Origin of the sequence: Streptomyces sp. NPDC014727, assembly GCF_043083485.1 — a bacterium.
Lineage (GTDB): Bacteria > Actinomycetota > Actinomycetes > Streptomycetales > Streptomycetaceae > Streptomyces.
Genome location: NZ_JBIBYR010000033.1, coordinates 31,698 through 47,496, shown reverse-complemented (window position 1 = coordinate 47,496; position 15,799 = coordinate 31,698). Strand labels below are relative to the sequence as shown.

The 15,799-nt window shown below is 69.7% G+C and carries 13 protein-coding genes and 1 tRNA gene; 3 read left to right on the top strand and 11 right to left on the bottom strand.

Annotated elements, in window-relative coordinates; translation table 11 throughout:
* Nucleotides 1-38: 38 nt before the first annotated feature.
* The 3 genes from ACF1B9_RS32940 to ACF1B9_RS32930 form a co-directional block, all read right to left on the bottom strand.
* Nucleotides 39-2,168: a tetratricopeptide repeat protein gene (locus ACF1B9_RS32940; protein ID WP_391741640.1), complete on the bottom strand. Its 2,130-nt coding sequence runs from the start codon at nucleotides 2,166-2,168 to the stop codon at nucleotides 39-41.
* A gap of 213 nt (nucleotides 2,169-2,381) precedes the next feature.
* A tRNA-Met gene (locus ACF1B9_RS32935) sits at nucleotides 2,382-2,455 on the bottom strand.
* Nucleotides 2,456-2,507: 52 nt separating this feature from the next.
* A complete protein-coding gene (locus ACF1B9_RS32930) occupies nucleotides 2,508-5,435 on the bottom strand; it encodes a UPF0182 family protein (protein ID WP_391741898.1) in 2,928 nt (975 codons plus the stop codon).
* Between the two features lie 137 nt (nucleotides 5,436-5,572).
* Between ACF1B9_RS32930 and ACF1B9_RS32925 the strand changes: the two genes are divergently transcribed.
* Complete coding sequence (locus tag ACF1B9_RS32925) at nucleotides 5,573-6,133, top strand: PPA1309 family protein (protein WP_391741639.1); 561 nt, start codon at nucleotides 5,573-5,575, stop codon at nucleotides 6,131-6,133.
* Between the two features lie 26 nt (nucleotides 6,134-6,159).
* On the opposite strand, the gene ACF1B9_RS32920 is transcribed toward ACF1B9_RS32925, so the two are convergent.
* The 4 genes from ACF1B9_RS32920 to ACF1B9_RS32905 form a co-directional block, all read right to left on the bottom strand.
* A complete protein-coding gene (locus tag ACF1B9_RS32920) occupies nucleotides 6,160-7,248 on the bottom strand; it encodes a PDZ domain-containing protein (RefSeq protein WP_391741638.1) in 1,089 nt (362 codons plus the stop codon).
* Nucleotides 7,249-7,391: 143 nt separating this feature from the next.
* Nucleotides 7,392-7,562: a hypothetical protein gene (locus ACF1B9_RS32915; RefSeq protein ID WP_351075429.1), complete on the bottom strand. Its 171-nt coding sequence runs from the start codon at nucleotides 7,560-7,562 to the stop codon at nucleotides 7,392-7,394.
* Between the two features lie 128 nt (nucleotides 7,563-7,690).
* A complete protein-coding gene (locus ACF1B9_RS32910) occupies nucleotides 7,691-8,152 on the bottom strand; it encodes a molybdenum cofactor biosynthesis protein MoaE (protein WP_391741636.1) in 462 nt (153 codons plus the stop codon).
* Nucleotides 8,153-8,413: 261 nt separating this feature from the next.
* Entirely contained in the window at nucleotides 8,414-9,556 is a 1,143-nt protein-coding gene (locus ACF1B9_RS32905) for an SDR family oxidoreductase (protein WP_391741635.1), read from the bottom strand.
* A 192-nt stretch (nucleotides 9,557-9,748) separates the two neighbouring features.
* On the opposite strand from ACF1B9_RS32905, the gene ACF1B9_RS32900 reads away from it, so the two are divergent.
* Both ACF1B9_RS32900 and ACF1B9_RS32895 read left to right on the top strand, forming a co-directional pair.
* A complete protein-coding gene (locus tag ACF1B9_RS32900; protein ID WP_391741634.1) occupies nucleotides 9,749-11,200 on the top strand; it encodes a zinc-dependent metalloprotease in 1,452 nt (483 codons plus the stop codon).
* A complete protein-coding gene (locus tag ACF1B9_RS32895; protein ID WP_391741633.1) occupies nucleotides 11,197-11,745 on the top strand; it encodes an NUDIX hydrolase in 549 nt (182 codons plus the stop codon). The genes ACF1B9_RS32900 and ACF1B9_RS32895 overlap by 4 nt, the downstream gene beginning before the upstream one ends.
* 76 nt (nucleotides 11,746-11,821) lie before the next feature.
* Here the strand turns inward: ACF1B9_RS32895 and ACF1B9_RS32890 are convergent, their stop codons facing one another.
* From ACF1B9_RS32890 to ACF1B9_RS32875, 4 genes are all read right to left on the bottom strand, one after another.
* A complete protein-coding gene (locus ACF1B9_RS32890) occupies nucleotides 11,822-12,577 on the bottom strand; it encodes an AIM24 family protein (RefSeq protein WP_391741631.1) in 756 nt (251 codons plus the stop codon).
* An 18-nt stretch (nucleotides 12,578-12,595) separates the two neighbouring features.
* Nucleotides 12,596-13,276: an AIM24 family protein gene (locus tag ACF1B9_RS32885; RefSeq protein ID WP_391741630.1), complete on the bottom strand. Its 681-nt coding sequence runs from the start codon at nucleotides 13,274-13,276 to the stop codon at nucleotides 12,596-12,598.
* 12 nt (nucleotides 13,277-13,288) lie between these two features.
* The gene (locus ACF1B9_RS32880) at nucleotides 13,289-14,938 is read right to left on the bottom strand and encodes a TerD family protein (protein WP_391741629.1); all 1,650 of its coding nucleotides are present in this window, start codon (nucleotides 14,936-14,938) and stop codon (nucleotides 13,289-13,291) included.
* A gap of 107 nt (nucleotides 14,939-15,045) precedes the next feature.
* A complete protein-coding gene (locus ACF1B9_RS32875; RefSeq protein ID WP_391741627.1) occupies nucleotides 15,046-15,669 on the bottom strand; it encodes a M48 family metallopeptidase in 624 nt (207 codons plus the stop codon).
* Nucleotides 15,670-15,799: the final 130 nt, after the last annotated feature.

Below are 15,799 nucleotides of genomic sequence, written 5' to 3'. Positions count from 1 at the left end.
CGGGCGCCGGGGGCCGCTACGACGACGCCCCGCCCCGCCTACGCGGTGAGTTCCTGGTGCAGCGCCTCCCGCAGCCGGGCGGCCCGCTCGGCGACCTCCGCCGGACCCAGCTCGACCGCCCGCGCGCACCAGCGCTGCCCCTCGGTGAGCTCGCCGCGGCGGGCGGCCAGCAGGGCGAGGCGCAGGGCGGCCCGCCCGTGCCCGTCGTTCGCGGCGCGGCTCCACCACAGCGCGGCCTCCCGCTCGCTGCCCTCACGGGCGAGCAGCAGTCCGAGGTTGAAGGCACCGTTGCGGCTGCCCGACTCGGCGGCCTCGCGGTACCAGCGGGCCGCGCTGTCCACGTCGCCGCGGGCCGCCGCGAGCATCCCGACGCGCACCTGGGCACGGCGATGTCCCTGCTCGGCGGCCCGCTCGTACCACTCCTCGCACTCGGTCTTCTCCGGCATCGGCTCGCCGAGCGCCGGAGGGCCGGGAGGCGGCTGCCGCGAATCCAGCACCCCGGCCAGCCGGAAGGCGGCCTCGGCGCTGCCGCCGCCCGCCGCGCAGCGCAGATGGCGCTCGGCCTCCTGCTCCTCGCCGTGGTGCAGCAGGGCCATGCCGACCTGGAGCGCGGCTTCGGTGTGCCCCGCAGCCGCGGCGCGCTCGTACCAGACCAGTGCCGTACGGTCCTCGTCCCGCCCGGCGTACAGGATGCCGAGGTTGAACGCCGCGTCGACGCTGCCCGCCTCGGCGGCCTTGGAGAACCAGGGCTCGGCGCCGGTCGCGTCGCCCGCCTGAAGCAGGAGCACGGCGAGCGCGTTGGCGGCCTCGCGGTGACCCGCGTATGCGGCACGGCGGTACCACTGCTCGGCCTGCGGCGTACGGTCCTGCGCCGCACAGAGCAGCCCCAGGTTGTAGGCGCCGTTGACGTCGCCCGCGTCCATGGCGGCGCGGTACCAGCGCTCGGCGGTCTGCTGCTCACCGCGGGCGGCGTGCAGGGCGCCCAGGGCGTTGGCCGCGTTCCCGTCGCCGTCCTGGGCGGCACGCAGCCACCACACGGCGGCGCTCTCCTCGTCACCGGCGTCGCGCAGCAGGAATCCGAGCGCGCAGGCGGCCCGCGCCTCCCCGGCCTTCGCGGAGATCAGGTACCAGCGGCCGGCCTCCTTGGGCTCGCCGCGCTGTTCGAGGATGGCGCCGAGGTGCAGGGCGGCCCGCCGGTGGCCGCGCGCGGCGGCCTGCCGGTACCACTGCTCGGCCTCGCCCACGCGCCCGGTCGCCGGACCCTCCACGGGGCCGTCGTCCTTGCGCGCCCCGGACCGGCCGACCGCACCCGGGCGCTCGGTGCCCGCGCCGGGGCCGGGGCTGAGCCCGGGGCGGCCGAAGGCGTCGTGCGGGTCGTCGGCCGCGTTGCGGTCCAGCATGCGTGCGAGGCGGTAGGCGGCCTCGCGGTGTCCCTGTTCGGCGGCGGCACGCAGCCACCGCTCGGCGCCGACGTCGCTGCGGTGTTCCAGCAGATCGGCGAGGGCGTAGGCGCCCAGCGCGTGGCCCTGTTCGGCGGACTGCCGCAGCCAGTACTCGGCACCGGGCTCGTCACCGCGCTCCCGGTAGTGGCGGCCGAGGGCGTGCGCGGCGGCGGCGGAACCGGCGACGGCCGCGATACGCCACCAGCCGGCCGCGTCGTCCGTGTATCCGCGCTGGTGGAGGAGGACACCCAGGTTGTTGGCCGCGGCCCGGTCGCCGTCGGCGGTGGCCCCGCGCAGATACGGCTCGGCCCCGTCCAGATCGCCGCGTCGCAGCAGCAGGGCACCGAGGACGCTCATCGCCGTGGTGTCCCCGGCGTCGGCTGCGCGACGGTGACGCTCCTCGCTCTCGGCGCTCTCCGGGCTCTCGGAAGTCTCCTGGACCCCCGGGCCGTCCCCGGCCCCGATGGACCCGGCGCTCCCGGTGGTCACGGCGTTCCCCGCGCTCTCCGCGCTCTCCGTGCTTTCTGTGCTCTCGACGGTCGCGGCACACCCCGCAGTCTCGGCGGTCTCGGTCGTCCCGATGATCCCAGTGTTCTCGGCGGTCTCGCTGTTCTCCCCGGCGGCAACACCAAAAGCCTCATTCATCACGCTATCCGGCCGATGAACGCGACGCTGCACAAACCGCCCTGTCTCCAACAGAGTTGCCCTGTCCCCCATAAATACCATCGTCGCACCACCTGCAACCCGCGTACAGCTCGTATACCGCGGCCAGTGAGGTCACTTCAGCGTTTTGTCGACATGCCCACAGAGAGATAAGTCAAACACGCCCGGACCCAACTCGTGCCCCGCGAACCGCCCTTCACGCACCCCGCACAAGAAAGTCGCAAGAACATGACGAAGGCCCGGATCCTCGAAAGGATCCGGGCCTTCGTCTTTCAGTAGCGGGGACAGGATTTGAACCTGCGACCTCTGGGTTATGAGCCCAGCGAGCTACCGAGCTGCTCCACCCCGCGTCGTTGTGGTGAAACCGTACCACGACACGGGGATGAGCCTTTACCGCGTTACTCAGCCATCACCGGCTCCGGATGGTTTATCCGTTTTGCTGGAATTACCCGTATCGCTCGTGGAGCCCGGCTTGGGCTGGGCGGCCGCCGCACGCTGCAGCGCGTCCTGCAGATCCGCCTGGGCCTTGCCGTAGGCGGCCCAGTCCTGCTTCTTCAGGGCTGCCTCGCCTTCCGCGTAGGCCTTCTGCGCGTCCGCGATCGCCTTCTTCAGCGCCGCGTCACCGGTGGCCGGTGGCTGCGTGGTGCCCGGTGGCGGGGTGGTCTCCGCGGGTGGCTGGGTGGTGCCCGAGCCCGTCACGCCGAAGACCGAGTTGAGCGCCTCCCCGAGACTGTTCTCGAAGACGGTCTTCGACCCGTACGAGGCGGCGACCTTGCGCAGCAGCGGATAGTTCTGCGTGCCACCGCGCGTGTACACCGGCTCGATGTAGAGGAAGCCCCCTTCGAGCGGCACGGTGAGCAGGTTGCCGTACTCGATGTCGGAGTCGGTCCCCTTGAGGTTCCTCACGAACTCGGCCACGTCGTCGTTGCCGTTGAGCTCACTCTGTACCTGACCGGGACCCTTCACCGTGGTGGTGACTCTCAACAGCCTTATCGTGCCGTAGTCCTTGCTCGCCGCGTCCGCGTCCACCGCCATGAACGCGCCGAGGTCGGGCCGCCCCTTCGGGGTGAACGTCGTGGTCAGCGAGAACTTCTGGGCCGGCTGGTCCGGCATCTTTATGCTCAGGTAGTACGGCGGGACGGCGCCGGACTCCTTGTTGGTCGGGTCGTCCGGGACCTGCCACGCGTCACTGCCGCTGTAGAACTGGGCGGGGTTCGTGACGTGGTAACGGGTGAGCAGCTCGCGCTGCACCTTGAACAGGTCCTGCGGGTACCGCAGGTGGTCCATGAGCTGCTGCGGAATGTCCGCCCTGGGCTGCACGGTCCCCGGGAACGCCTTGCGCCAGGTCTTGAGGACCGGGTCCTTGGTGTCCCACTCGTAGAGCTTGACCGTGCCGTCGTACGCGTCGACGGTGGCCTTCACCGAGTTGCGGATGTAGTTGACCTGGTTCTGCTGGGCGACGACCGCACGCTGGTTGGTGGTCAGCGAGTCGGCCGTGGTGTCGCCGAGCGTCGTACGCGAGGCGTACGGGTAGCCGTTGGTGGTGGTGTACGCGTCGACGACCCACTGGATGCGGTGGTTCACCACGGCCGGGTAGGCGTCGCCGTCGATGGTCAGCCAGGGGGCGACCGCTTCGACGCGCTCCTTGGGCGTGCGGTTGTAGAGGATCCGGGAGCCGTCGCCGATGGCCCCCGAGTAGAGGATCTGCGGCTCGCTGAACGCGACCGCGTAGGCGGCGCGGTTGAAGGCGTTGGAGAGACTGACCCCGCTGTTGCCCTGATAGCTGGTGGTCTTCTCGCCGTCCTCCTCGTAGTCGAGCTCCTTCTGGGGCCCACCGACGATGGAGTACTGCTCGGTCTTCTCGCCGTAGTAGATCTGCTGCTCGTACGTGCCCAGATCGCCCGTGGTGGGCAGACCGGCCTCGGTGAAGTCCGGGGAACCCTTCGGGTTCTTGCCGGTCGTCGTGCCCCGGGCCGCGATGGCCCCGTAGCCGTGGGTGTAGGTGAAGTGGTCGTTGATCCAGTTGCGCTTGGGGATGCCGTCGAGGTTGAGCTCACGCAGACCGATGACCGTGTCCTGGTCCTTGCCTGCGGCGTCCTTGTAGCGGTCCACGTCCAGCGTCTTGGGGAACTGGTAGTAGTTCCTCTTCTGCTGGAGCTGCTGGAAGGCCGGGGAGACGACGTTGGGGTCCATCACCCGGTAACTGGCGGCGTCGTCCGCGCTCGCGCGCAGCTTGGCGTCGTCGTCCGTCGTGCTCTTGCCCGAGTAGTCGTGCACCTGCGCGTTGTCGATGTCGTACGCGTCACGCGTCGCTTCGATGTTCTTCCGGATGAACGGGGCTTCCTTGGCCTGCTCGTTCGGCTGGACCTGGAACTTCTGCACGATCGCCGGGTACAGCCCACCGATCAGGATCGCCGAGAGCACCATCAGGCCGAAGCCGATCATCGGGAGCTGCCAGGTGCGGCGCCAGAGCGTCGCGAAGAAGAGCACAGCACAGATCGCGGCGATGCAGAAAAGAATGGTCTTCGCCGGAAGGTAGGCGTTGGCGTCGACGTACCGCAGGCCGGTCCAGTTGTCCGTGGCCTTGAAGTCGCTGGATTTCACGGCCAGACCGTAGCGGTCCAGCCAGTACGCCACGGCCTTCAGCGAGACGAAGACACCGAGCAGCACCGACAGATGGCCGGTGGCCGCGCCGGTCGCCCGCGCGCCGGGGCTGGTGATGCGGAGTCCGCCGTACAGGTAGTGGGTCAGCGCGGCGGCGATCAGCGAGAGCACCGTTGCCGCGAAGCCGAAGCCGAGCAGGAAGCGGTACCAGGGCAGGTCGAACGCGTAGAAGGAGACGTCCAGGTGGAACTGGGGGTCCTTCTGGTGGAACGCCACGCCGTTCACATACATCAGCCAGGTACGCCACTGGCCGGAGGCGGATGCTCCGGCGATCAGTCCGACGAGCGCGGTGATCGCGAGCAGCACCCACTTCTTGTACGGGGCGAGACCCATCCGGTAGCGGTCCAGGCTCTGCTGTTCCAGCGACATCGCGCTCAGCGGCGGCCGGAGCCGGTACGCGAGCCAGATGTTCAGACCGACGGCGATCGCCATCAGCAGTCCGAAGACGAGAAACAGCCCGATCTTGGTCCACAGAGTGGTGGTGAAGACGGACGAATACGCGACCGACCGATACCAGAGCCAGTCCGTCCAGAACCCGGCGAACATGACGAACGCCATGGCGAGGACCGCCAGGACGCCCAGTGTCATGAGCAGGGTACGGGCGCGCCGGGACGGGCGGCCGACTCTGATCCGTGGCCCGGTCGGGCCTCCGCCGCGGTCCGGCATCTGGAAAGCCAACGTGCGCACCTCGAAGTTCGCGGGTCGTGTGGAGCGGGCCCAGCGATCGTAGGGCCCACCTATGCAACTTACTGAGGCTTTACCTAGTTCCCGTTCCCGGGGCGGAAGGAGGCAGGATATTGGCCATGCCCAACGTTTCCCCCTCAGGCCCCCCGATGGCCGCGAGCCCTCTCACCGTCGCCGTCCTCGAAATCGACGCATACATCTCCGGCCTCGGCTGGGACCAGCCGGCCCGGCTCTTCGCTCTCGTCGACACGGCCAGGCTGCGCGCCCAGGAGCCCGGCCTCGCCGCCCAGCTCGGTCTCGACAGCGCAGACTCCCCGACCGCCTCACTCACCCCCATCGAGCAGGAGGAGCTGCCGCCGGGCACCGCCCTGGACGAGTTCCTCGCCACGATCGCCTGGCCCGACGCGGTGATCGGGTGTGCGATGACGGTGGAGCGGCTGATGCTGCCGCCGTCCGCCGAGGCCTCCGTGCCGGAGGGGCTCAGCGACGCCCAGCTGACGAAGTGGGTCGCCAAGCACCCGGAGCGCCAGGAGGTGCGGATGACCGTGGCCGTCCTCCGGGACGGTACGCGCGAGGCGGCCGTACGGCTCCGCGAGAAGGACTCCCCGAGCGAGGTGCGGACGGGCGCCGGTCTGGTACCCGGCCTGGCCGACGCACTGGCCGCGACCTTCGAGGCCTGAGTCCCGCCACCCCACGGGGGACGCGGTCAGCCTGCCGAGCAGCTCGGCAGGTCGGCCGTGTCCCCCGCCCGGATCTTCTCCAGCGACTTCTTCGCGTCGTCGATCCCCCTGACCTTCACCAGCTTCAGTCCGCTCGGGGTGTCGGAGGCAGCGGCCTTGCAGTTCTCGGCCGGCGTCAGGAAGTAGCGGGCGCCCGCGTCGCGCGCGCCGACCAGCTTCATGTTGATGCCGCCGATCGGGCCGACCTTGCCCTTGTCGTCGATCGTGCCGGTGCCTGCGACGAACTTGCCGCCCGTGAGGTCGGTGGGCGTCAGCTTGTCGATGATGCCCAGGGAGAACATCAGCCCGGCGCTCGGACCGCCGACGTCGGCGAGCTTGATGTCGATCTTGAACGGGAACGTGTGGTCCGTCCCGGCCTGGATGCCGACGATCGCCCGGTTCTCCTTGGGCGCCTTCGCGGTGGTGATGGCGATCTTCCGGGTGCCCTCCGGCTCCTTGCCGGACTTCTCCGCCGCCCGCGCCGTCTTCGCCGGGATGATCGTGAACGTGACCTCCTCGCCGGGCTTGTGGCGGGTGACGAGCTTCGCGACGTCCTCGGGCTGCTTGACCGCCGTACCGTCGACCTGCTTGATCACGTCGCCTGCGTGCAGCTTGCCCTGGGCCGGACTGCCCTTGATGACCGTGGAGACCACGACGCGCGACGGCACCGTGATCCCCATCTCGTTCAGAGCGGCGACCTTGGCGCTCTCCTGGGACTGGCTGAACTCCTCGGCGTTCTCCTGCGTCGACTGCTTCTCGGTCTTGCCGTCGGGGTAAAGGGTGTCGTGCGGTACGACGACACTGTCGTGGGCCAGCCAGCCGTAGACGGCCTCGACGAGATTCATCCGGTAGTCGGCCCCGGTGACTCTGACCGTCGTCATATTGAGATTGCCGGACGTCGGATACGTCTTGTGCCCGGAAATCTGCAGGACGGGTTCACCGTCGACCTTGCCGAGAGTGTTCACGGTCGGCCCGGGAGACATCTCCGAATACGGCACTTTGATCAGCACGCCTGCGCAGAGCAGCGCGATGAGGATCAGGGTGGAGGCGAGCATCGTCGCGGTGCGGCGTGGCATGGAACGACAGTACGGGAAGGGTACGTAAGTGCCCCGTCGGGGCCCGTCCAGGCGAGGCGGGAAGGAGGACCCGGAGCCGTGCCGGGGGCGTCGGCGCTCAGCGGCGCGTTGCGGATTGGCGACTGCGTACGTTCGAAGGAGGGTCAGACAACATCGGAACCGGAACGCGACTTCTCCATCGCCTCACGGAACCGGGCATACCCGGCGAGTTCCGAACCATCACCGGCCGTGCGATTACGGGCGGCCCAGCTTCCCCATATCGCGGCACCGAGCGCAGCGAAAAGCGGAATCAGCAACCAGGCGAGTGCTGCCATTACGACCTCCCTACCCCGTGAGCGACCGCAACTGACCGATCAGCAGATTAACCATCTGCAGGATCAACGCTCACGGCAGGGGGGCGGTTACGCAAATCGGGGCGGATGACCACCCGATCGGCTTGCACTCAGCAGGCTCCGACCCACTCCTCGGTGCCGTCCGAAAAACGCTGGTGCTTCCAGATCGGCACCTCGTGCTTGAGGTCGTCGATGAGCTTGCGGCACGCCTCGAACGCCTCCGCGCGATGCGGGCAGGAGACGGCGACGACCACGGCGAGATCGCCCACTTGGAGGTCACCCACTCGGTGGACGGCGGCCAGCGCCCGGACCGGGAATTCCGCTACCACCTTCTCGGCCACCCGGCGCATCTCGTCCTGCGCCGAGGGATGGCAGGAGTAGCCGAGCGCACCGACGTCCTGACCACCGTCGTGGTTGCGGACCGTGCCGACGAAGAGCGCGGTGCCGCCCGCGGCGTCGTCCCCGACGGCCCGGAAGATCTCGTCGACCGACAACGGCGTGTCGCGGATGGCCAGCAGCCGGATGGGGTCGATCGCCGCCTGCTCGCCGGGGTGGTCGTGGGTGGGAGCCATGGGCCCATGGTGCCGTACCGCACCGACATCCCGGAATAGCGTTTTCCACCGGCGGACCGCCCCTGACCTTGGAGCCTTCTACAGACGTCCCGAGCTCCCGCCGGGGCCGTCCCTGATCTCCGGCGGGCGTACGACGACGGCCGCGGCAGCCCGTCGAGGCGTCGGGCCGTCCGGCCGCGCCCGGCAGGAGGACGCTCCTGCGCTTTGTGCCGCACGGCATCCGGCTCCGCGGGCCGATCCTTCAGGGAGCGCGGGACTGCCTCAGATGCGGCGGCGGGCCTTGCGGGCGCGGCGGACCAGGGCGGCGGTGCCGAGCAGCGCCACGGTCGCCCCGGCGGCGCCCGCCGCCGTGGCGTCCTTGCGGCCGAGACGACGCCCAGCAACGGTGTGCCGGCCCTCGACCTCCTCGAGGAGCGCGGCGAGCACCTCCTCGTTGGTCCAGCTCGGGCGCCAGCCCGCGTCGTGCAGCCGGCTCACGCTCACCACCCAGGGGTGCATGGTGTATGCCAGATCACCCGCCGGGGACGGGGTGAGGCCGATCCGGTGCAGCCGGGCCGCGGCGCCGAGGGCCACGGCGGAGGGAAGCTCCATCCGGCGGACGCCGCTGAGCTCCTCGACCTCCTCCTGTTCCAGCCAGCCGTCGCAGCCGACCGCGAACTCGCCGTCGATCTTCTCCAGCGCCGCGTACTCCAGGGCCGTGACCAGGTCGTCGACGTGGCAGAACTGCCAGGTGGGCCGGGATCCGGCGACGACCAGGAGGCGGGGCGACTCGAAATAGCGGGTCAGCGCGGTGTCGGTGCCGCCGACCAGGACGGTCGGCCGGACCACGGTCACGTTGAGCCCCGGGTGGGCACGGGGGGCGCGACGGCCGAGCCGTTCGATCTCCAGGAGGTCGCCCACGCCTGTGGCCTCGGCCGTGGCGCGCAGCTCGGCGTCCTCGGCGAGCGGGATGTCGTTGTCGGGCAGCGCTCCGTAGACCATCGCCGAGGTGCACAGCACGACCCGGTGGACGCCCACGGCCGCGGCGGCCGTCAGCACGGTCTGGGTGCCGCGGACGTTGTAGGCGGTACGGGCCGCGGGGTCGGTCTCCAGGTCGAGATCGAGTGCCAGATGCACCACGACATCTGCGCCACGCAGCTTCTCCGCGATCGCGGGGTCCCGGACGTCGAGGATGTGCCAGGTCGCCTCGGAGACGTCTCCGCGGCGTTCATCGATGGCGATGACCTGCTTGATCTCCTCGGATGCCGCGAGGCGGGCGGTGAGCAGTTCACCGACGCCGCCCGCGGCACCGGTGACCGCGACGACGGGGCCACGGTTCCTGGAGCGGCTTTTTGCGGGCTTGTCCGCGGTCGAGGGGTCGGACAGGTTTCGCGCTGCGCGAACCTGAGGATCTGGGGAACTCACCGGGCGTCTCCAGCGGTTGTCTTCAGTACGTACCCGAATGACGCGTACGTACCAGGTGGCGTCCATCCTGCCGCAGGCCGGGAGCCGGCGGAGCACCGAGGCCCCGAGCGGAGTTTTGGTGTCTACGCTGGATGGTGATGTCGGGCAGTCGCCGTCGGTTCGAGCCGGCGGCCCTACGAGCCGAGGAAACCCGTGAGTGACACCCCATTCGGATTCGGCCTTCCGCCGGAGGAGCCGGAGCACGGCGACGAGGGCAAGAAGAAGGACCCCACCGGAGGTGGGCAGGGTTCGGGCGGGCCGGCGAACCCGTTCGGATTCGGTCCGGGCGCGGGCGCGGACAACCCGTTCGCGGCGATGTTCGGCACGATGAACCCCAACGACCTGGGGGCGGCCTTCCAGCAACTCGGCCAGATGCTGAGCTACGAGGGCGGCCCCGTGAACTGGGACATGGCCAAGCAGATCGCCCGCCAGACGGTCTCGCAGGGCACACCGGACGGCACCAAGGACGCGAGCGTGGGCCCGTCGGAGCGGTCCGCGGTCGACGAGGCGCTGCGGCTGGCCGACCTCTGGCTGGACGGTGTGACGTCGCTGCCCTCCGGTTCGGTCTCCACCGTGGCGTGGAGCCGCGCGGAGTGGGTCGAGGCGTCCCTCCCCGCCTGGCAGAAGCTGGTCGACCCGGTGGCCGAGCGCGTCGGTCTGGCCATGGGCGATGTGCTGCCCGAGGAGATGCAGGCGATGGCGGGCCCGCTGATCGGCATGATGCGGTCGATGGGCGGCGCGATGTTCGGCCAGCAGATCGGGCAGGCCGTCGGCGTGCTTGCGGGCGAGGTGGTCGGTTCGACCGACATCGGGCTGCCGCTGGGCCCGGCGGGCAAGGCCGCGCTCCTTCCGTTGAACGTCGAGAGGTTCGGCAAGGACCTCAGCGTGCCGCAGGACGAGGTGCGGCTGTATCTCGCCCTGCGCGAGGCCGCCCACCAGCGGCTCTTCGCTCATGTTCCGTGGCTGCGCTCCCATCTGTTCGGCGCCGTCGAGGGATACGCCCGCGGTATCAAGGTCGACACGAGCAAGCTGGAGGACGTGGTCGGCCAGTTCGATCCGTCACAGCCCGAGCAGTTGCAGGACGCCCTCCAACAGGGCATGTTCCAGCCGGAGGACACACCGGAGCAGAAGGCCGCCCTGGCCAGGCTGGAGACGGCGCTCGCACTGGTCGAGGGCTGGGTGGACGCTGTGGTGCACGAGGCCGCGAAGTCCCGTCTGACCTCGGCGGACGCGCTGCGCGAGACCATGCGCAGGCGCCGCGCCTCCGGTGGGCCGGCCGAGCAGACGTTCGCCACGCTCATCGGCCTTCAGCTGCGTCCGCGGCGGCTGCGCGACGCCTCGCGCCTGTGGGCGTCGCTCACGGACGCCCGCGGTCTCGACGGGCGTGACGCCTTGTGGGAGCACCCCGACATGCTGCCGACCGCCCAGGACCTGGACGATCCGGACGGGTTTGTGCACCACGAGCAGCTGGACTTCTCCGAGCTGGACAAGATGCTCGGCGAGGCCGCGAAGGGTCCGCAGAAGCCCGGGGCCGACACGGACGGGCCCGGCGCCGAGGGAACCGGCGACCATGAAAGCGAAGGCAAGGGCGACAGCGACCGGTGAGCCTGTACGACGACGCCGTTCTCGTACTGAAGGGGTACGAGAACCCGCTGGATCCGGCCCAGGAGGCACTGCGCCAGGTCTATCTGGACCATCTGGCAGAGCATCCCGACGGCATGTGGAAGGCCTGCGGAGCCGGACATCTGACAGCCAGCGCACTGGTCGTCGACCCGGAGCGCGGGCGCGTGCTGCTCACCCTGCACCGCAAGCTGCGGATGTGGCTCCAGCTGGGCGGCCACTGTGAACGACAGGACACCACGCTGGCCGCCGCGGCGCTGCGCGAGGCCACCGAGGAGTCCGGTATCAGCGGCCTCACCCTGCTGGCGGGCGGCCCGGTGACGCTGGACCGCCATCGGATCCCCGCGCCCTGCCACTGGCATCTGGACGTGCAGTACGCGGCGGTGGCACCGACGGGTGCGACGGAGCAGATCAGCGACGAGTCGCTGGACCTGCGCTGGTTCGCGTACGACGAGGTCGCGTCGGTGGCCGACACCTCGGTCGTACAGCTGATGACGCGGGCCCGCGCCGCGCTGGAGCAGCGCCGGTAGCGACGAAATGCCGGTACGGGCGAGGGGCGGTCTCCACGGAGACCGCCCCTCGCCCGTACCGGTGCGTCGTTCGTGGTCAGTTCCAGGCGTTGTTCTGGTTCTGGCCGTGGGCGCCCTGCTGGCCCATCCCGTACTGCGCACGGATTCCCTGGCCGATCTGGGCGCTCTGCGGAGGCAGCACCTCGCTCGGCTGGACCAGGGCGAAGCCTTGGCCGAGGAAGCTGAGCTCCCAGCCCTCGCCGGTGTTTCCGCGCCGCCGCCAGACGCCCGAAGAGTGCGTCTGGGCCTGCATCTGCACCCGCAGAGAACTGGACCAGGCGACAATCGCGTCGGCGTCGGCGTTGACGTACTTGTCCGGCGTGACCTGCATCATCAGCGGCTGACCGGAGGTCATCAGGGCGACCTTGCCGGTCCCGGAGATGTTGAGCTGGTACTTGCCGGTGCCGGCGATGCCGTACTGACTGTCCACCGCGATGACCTCGTGATGCAGCCCCGAGTCCAGTGCGAGGACATAGGCGCTGTCGACGGTCAGCCCGTCGTGGTCGACGTCCACCACGTGCACGTACTGCGCGAGGTTGGCGAGGAAGACGGTGCCCTGGCCGGAGCACCGCATGAGATCGAGGCCTTCACCGGTGTGGGCGCGGGAGTGGCTCTGGCCCCGTGACTGGTACTCCCCGTCGAACTCGACCAGTCCCTGGTACGCGACCATGCTGCCCTTGCGGGCCAGGATGTCGTCGTGACCGCCCAGCGTCACCCGGAGCATCTGCTCGTTCTGCAGGACGTAGCGGTCCGCGGACTGCTGTTCGGTGTGGTGGAAAAGCGGACTCTGCATGGTGTCTTCTCGCTCCCCTCAGCCCCGGGCCCGCAGGCGGTCGGTGCTGTCCTCGCTCGGCTGTACGACGACGATGCCCTGACCGGAGAAGGCCATCTGAAATGCCTCGCCGCTGCCGCGGCCGATCAAGGAGGCCGCCTTGAAGCTGCGCTTGCCCTTCACCTTGAGGTTCGGGGACCAGGCCACCAGCGCGTCGGGGTCGACATACGTCTCGTCCTCGCCGCTGCCGCAGTTGACGACGACAGGGGTTCCGCGCGAGGTCAGGGCGACCCAGCCGGTGCCCGAGACGGACACGTTCCACAGGCCCTGGCCGGCGAACTTGGCCATCCCCTTGACGCGCTCGACGCCCCACTGGAGCTGGGCGTCGAAGGCGAGGACGTTCGTGCCGTTGACCGACAGCGCCTCATCGTTGAGGTGAACGACGACGACATGGGCACCGTAGTCGGCCAGGTACAGCAGTCCGTCCCCGCTGCACTTCATGAGCGGGGCACCCTCACCGGTGATCCAGTCACGGGCGATCTGACGTACGGCGGGCGGATTCGGTTCGTACTGGATGAATCCCTCGTACGCGACCATCGAGCCCACCCGGGCGAGGAGGTCCTGCCCCGTGGCCATGGCCACCTTCAGCATGGCGCTGCCGTGATTCTCCATACGGGCTGTGACAGGTGCGGGGGCGTACCCCGCGAGCTGCTGGTTCATTCCTCGGCTTCCTCAGACCTCGTACGGCTGAACGACGATGAAGTTGCCCGGGGCGCCCCGGAACTGAAGGTTCACCGACTCCCCGCTGTGTCCCGGGTAGGCGTTGTAGCGCAGCCGCACCTGGCTGGAGACGATGACCTGCGATGCGGCGGACCAGGCCACGATCGCGTCGCTGTCGGCGAAGGTCGTGGGCGTCACGGGCAGGACGACCGGAGTGCCGTGCGTCATCACCACGACCGTGCCGGTTCCCTGGAAGAGCATCGTGAACAGCGCGCCGCCCGGGATGCCGTGCCCTTCGATCCTCCGCACCTCGTACTGAAGGGACTCGTCGAAGGCGAGGACACGCTCGGCGGAGACGCAGATGCTGTCGCCCTGCAGCTCGATGGGGTGCAGATGGGCGCTGTCCTCCGCGAGGAAGATCTGGCCGCGGCCGGTGCAGCGCATGAGCTGCATCTCCTGGCCCGTGGCGTTCCCGACGATCCGGCCTGCGAAGCCCGCTCCCTTGTAGCCGAAGTCGACCTTGCCCTGGTACATGACCATGCTGCCCTGACGGGCCAGGACGGGGGCGCCGTCCTCCCCGAGGTCGACACGCACCAGTTGCTTGTTCTGCGCCGTCCAGCGCCGGCCCGTCGGCACCTCCTTGTAGAGGTTGACGGCCGCCTGAAGCCCGCCACCGGACTGCGGCACGCCTTGCGGAACCCCCGGGGCCATGCCGGGAGACTGCTGCCCGTACGGAGCCGGAGCCGGCTGGCCGTAGGGCGCGGGAGCCGGCTGGCCGTACGGGGCGGGAGTCTGCTGGCCATAGGGTGCCGCCGGCGCGGGTCGGCCGGGAACCTGACCGAACTGCGGCTGCCCGCCCGGTTGTCCGTACGGCGCGGGCGCGGGTGCGGGCGGTGGAACGGTGCCGCCCTGCGGGGCCATCGGGGCCATCGGTGCCGCTATCGTCGGCGCGTTGTGGATCTGTTGCTGCGGGGCGGGGGCGGGGGCGCCGAAGGACGGGGCCGGCTGCGGAGCTTGGGGCGCCTGCGGTGCGGCGGGAGCACCGAAGGACGGGGCGGGCGCCGGTGCGGCGGTCTGGGCGGGCGGCGCGAACGACGGGACGGCGGCCTGCGGCTGAGGTGCGGCCGGCTCCTCCTCGGCGACCTCGCCACCGAAGTTCTTCAGCAGCGCTTCCAGACCGCCGTCGAAACCCTGCCCGACGGCGGCGAACCGCCAGACGTCCTTCAGATAGAAGTCGCCCAGCATCACCGCGCGCTCGGTGGTGAACTCCGAACCGGTGAAGGCGTACCTGACGACTTCTTCGCCGCCCGCGACGATTCGGATGTATCCGGGACCGACCTGGGACATCTGACCCGCGCCGTCGACCGTGGCGGTGAACGACAGCTTGTGGATGTTCGCCGGAATGCGGTCCAGGGTGACGCGGAACGACTCGGTGTCACCGGCCTGGGCGCCGAGGAGCTGAATGGACTCCTCGGGCGATTTAGGCTGATTGAAGAAGATGAAATACCGGTCGTCGGAGAGCTGCTCATTGGCATCGAGCCCGAAGCAGCTGATGTCAAAGGTCAGTCCCGGGCCGGCGATCTGCACACCTACGTACAGGTCCGTCCCCGGTGTGAGATCGCTGATCTTGGCCTTGTGGCCGCGTTGGAATTCCCTGGCCATGCGTAACGACCGTCCCCCATCCCGAATGTGAATGCGTCGCGCCAGGCTAACCGCAATCTCCGACGTTGGGCCAAGCCGGTACACACCCGGTACAGAATCGCCGAACGTCACTCACCGCGTGCGGCGGGCAGATGCGGCAGCCGGTCGGCCGCCACCACGCCCTCCAGGTAGCCGCGGGCGCGTTCGGTGCGCGGATACGCCTCCAGCAGCCGCCAGAAGCGTGGACCGTGGCCGGGGACGAGCAGATGGGCCAGTTCATGGGCCAGTACGTAGTCGACGACGTACTCGGGCATGCCCTGCAGCCGGTGCGACAGCCGGATGCTGCCCTCCGCCGGGGTGCAGGACCCCCACCGGGTGTTCTGATTGGTCACCCAGCGCACCGATACGGGTCTGGCCCGGCCCTCGAAATACTGGGCGGACAACCGCTCGGCCCGCTCGGCGAGTTCGCTGTCGCCGAGTACGCGTTTGCTCTCCTGGGCCGCGAGTTTGTCGAGCATCACGTTCACCCACCGCTGCTCCTCGGCCGCCGACATCCGGGCGGGGATGAGCACGATGGTGCGGTTCCCCTCCCGGTACGCGGAGACCGTTCTGCTGCGGCGGTCGCTCCTGCGGACCTCGACCGCGCTCGTTGCCGAGGCGCGGGGCGGACGGTCTGCCGCGCTGCGCTGATGGGTTCCGGCGCTGCGCGCGCGGGACTCCCCGGCGATTCCGGGTGACGGGTCGGCGGGCACGCCACGACGTTACCCGTTGTCAGTGGGGGAAGTCCCGCCTCCGGGACGGTTCGCGCGTGATCCGCTCGGCGGCATGCACCATTTGAACGACTAATACCCCACACCTGTGGATAACTTTCTGCACACTTCG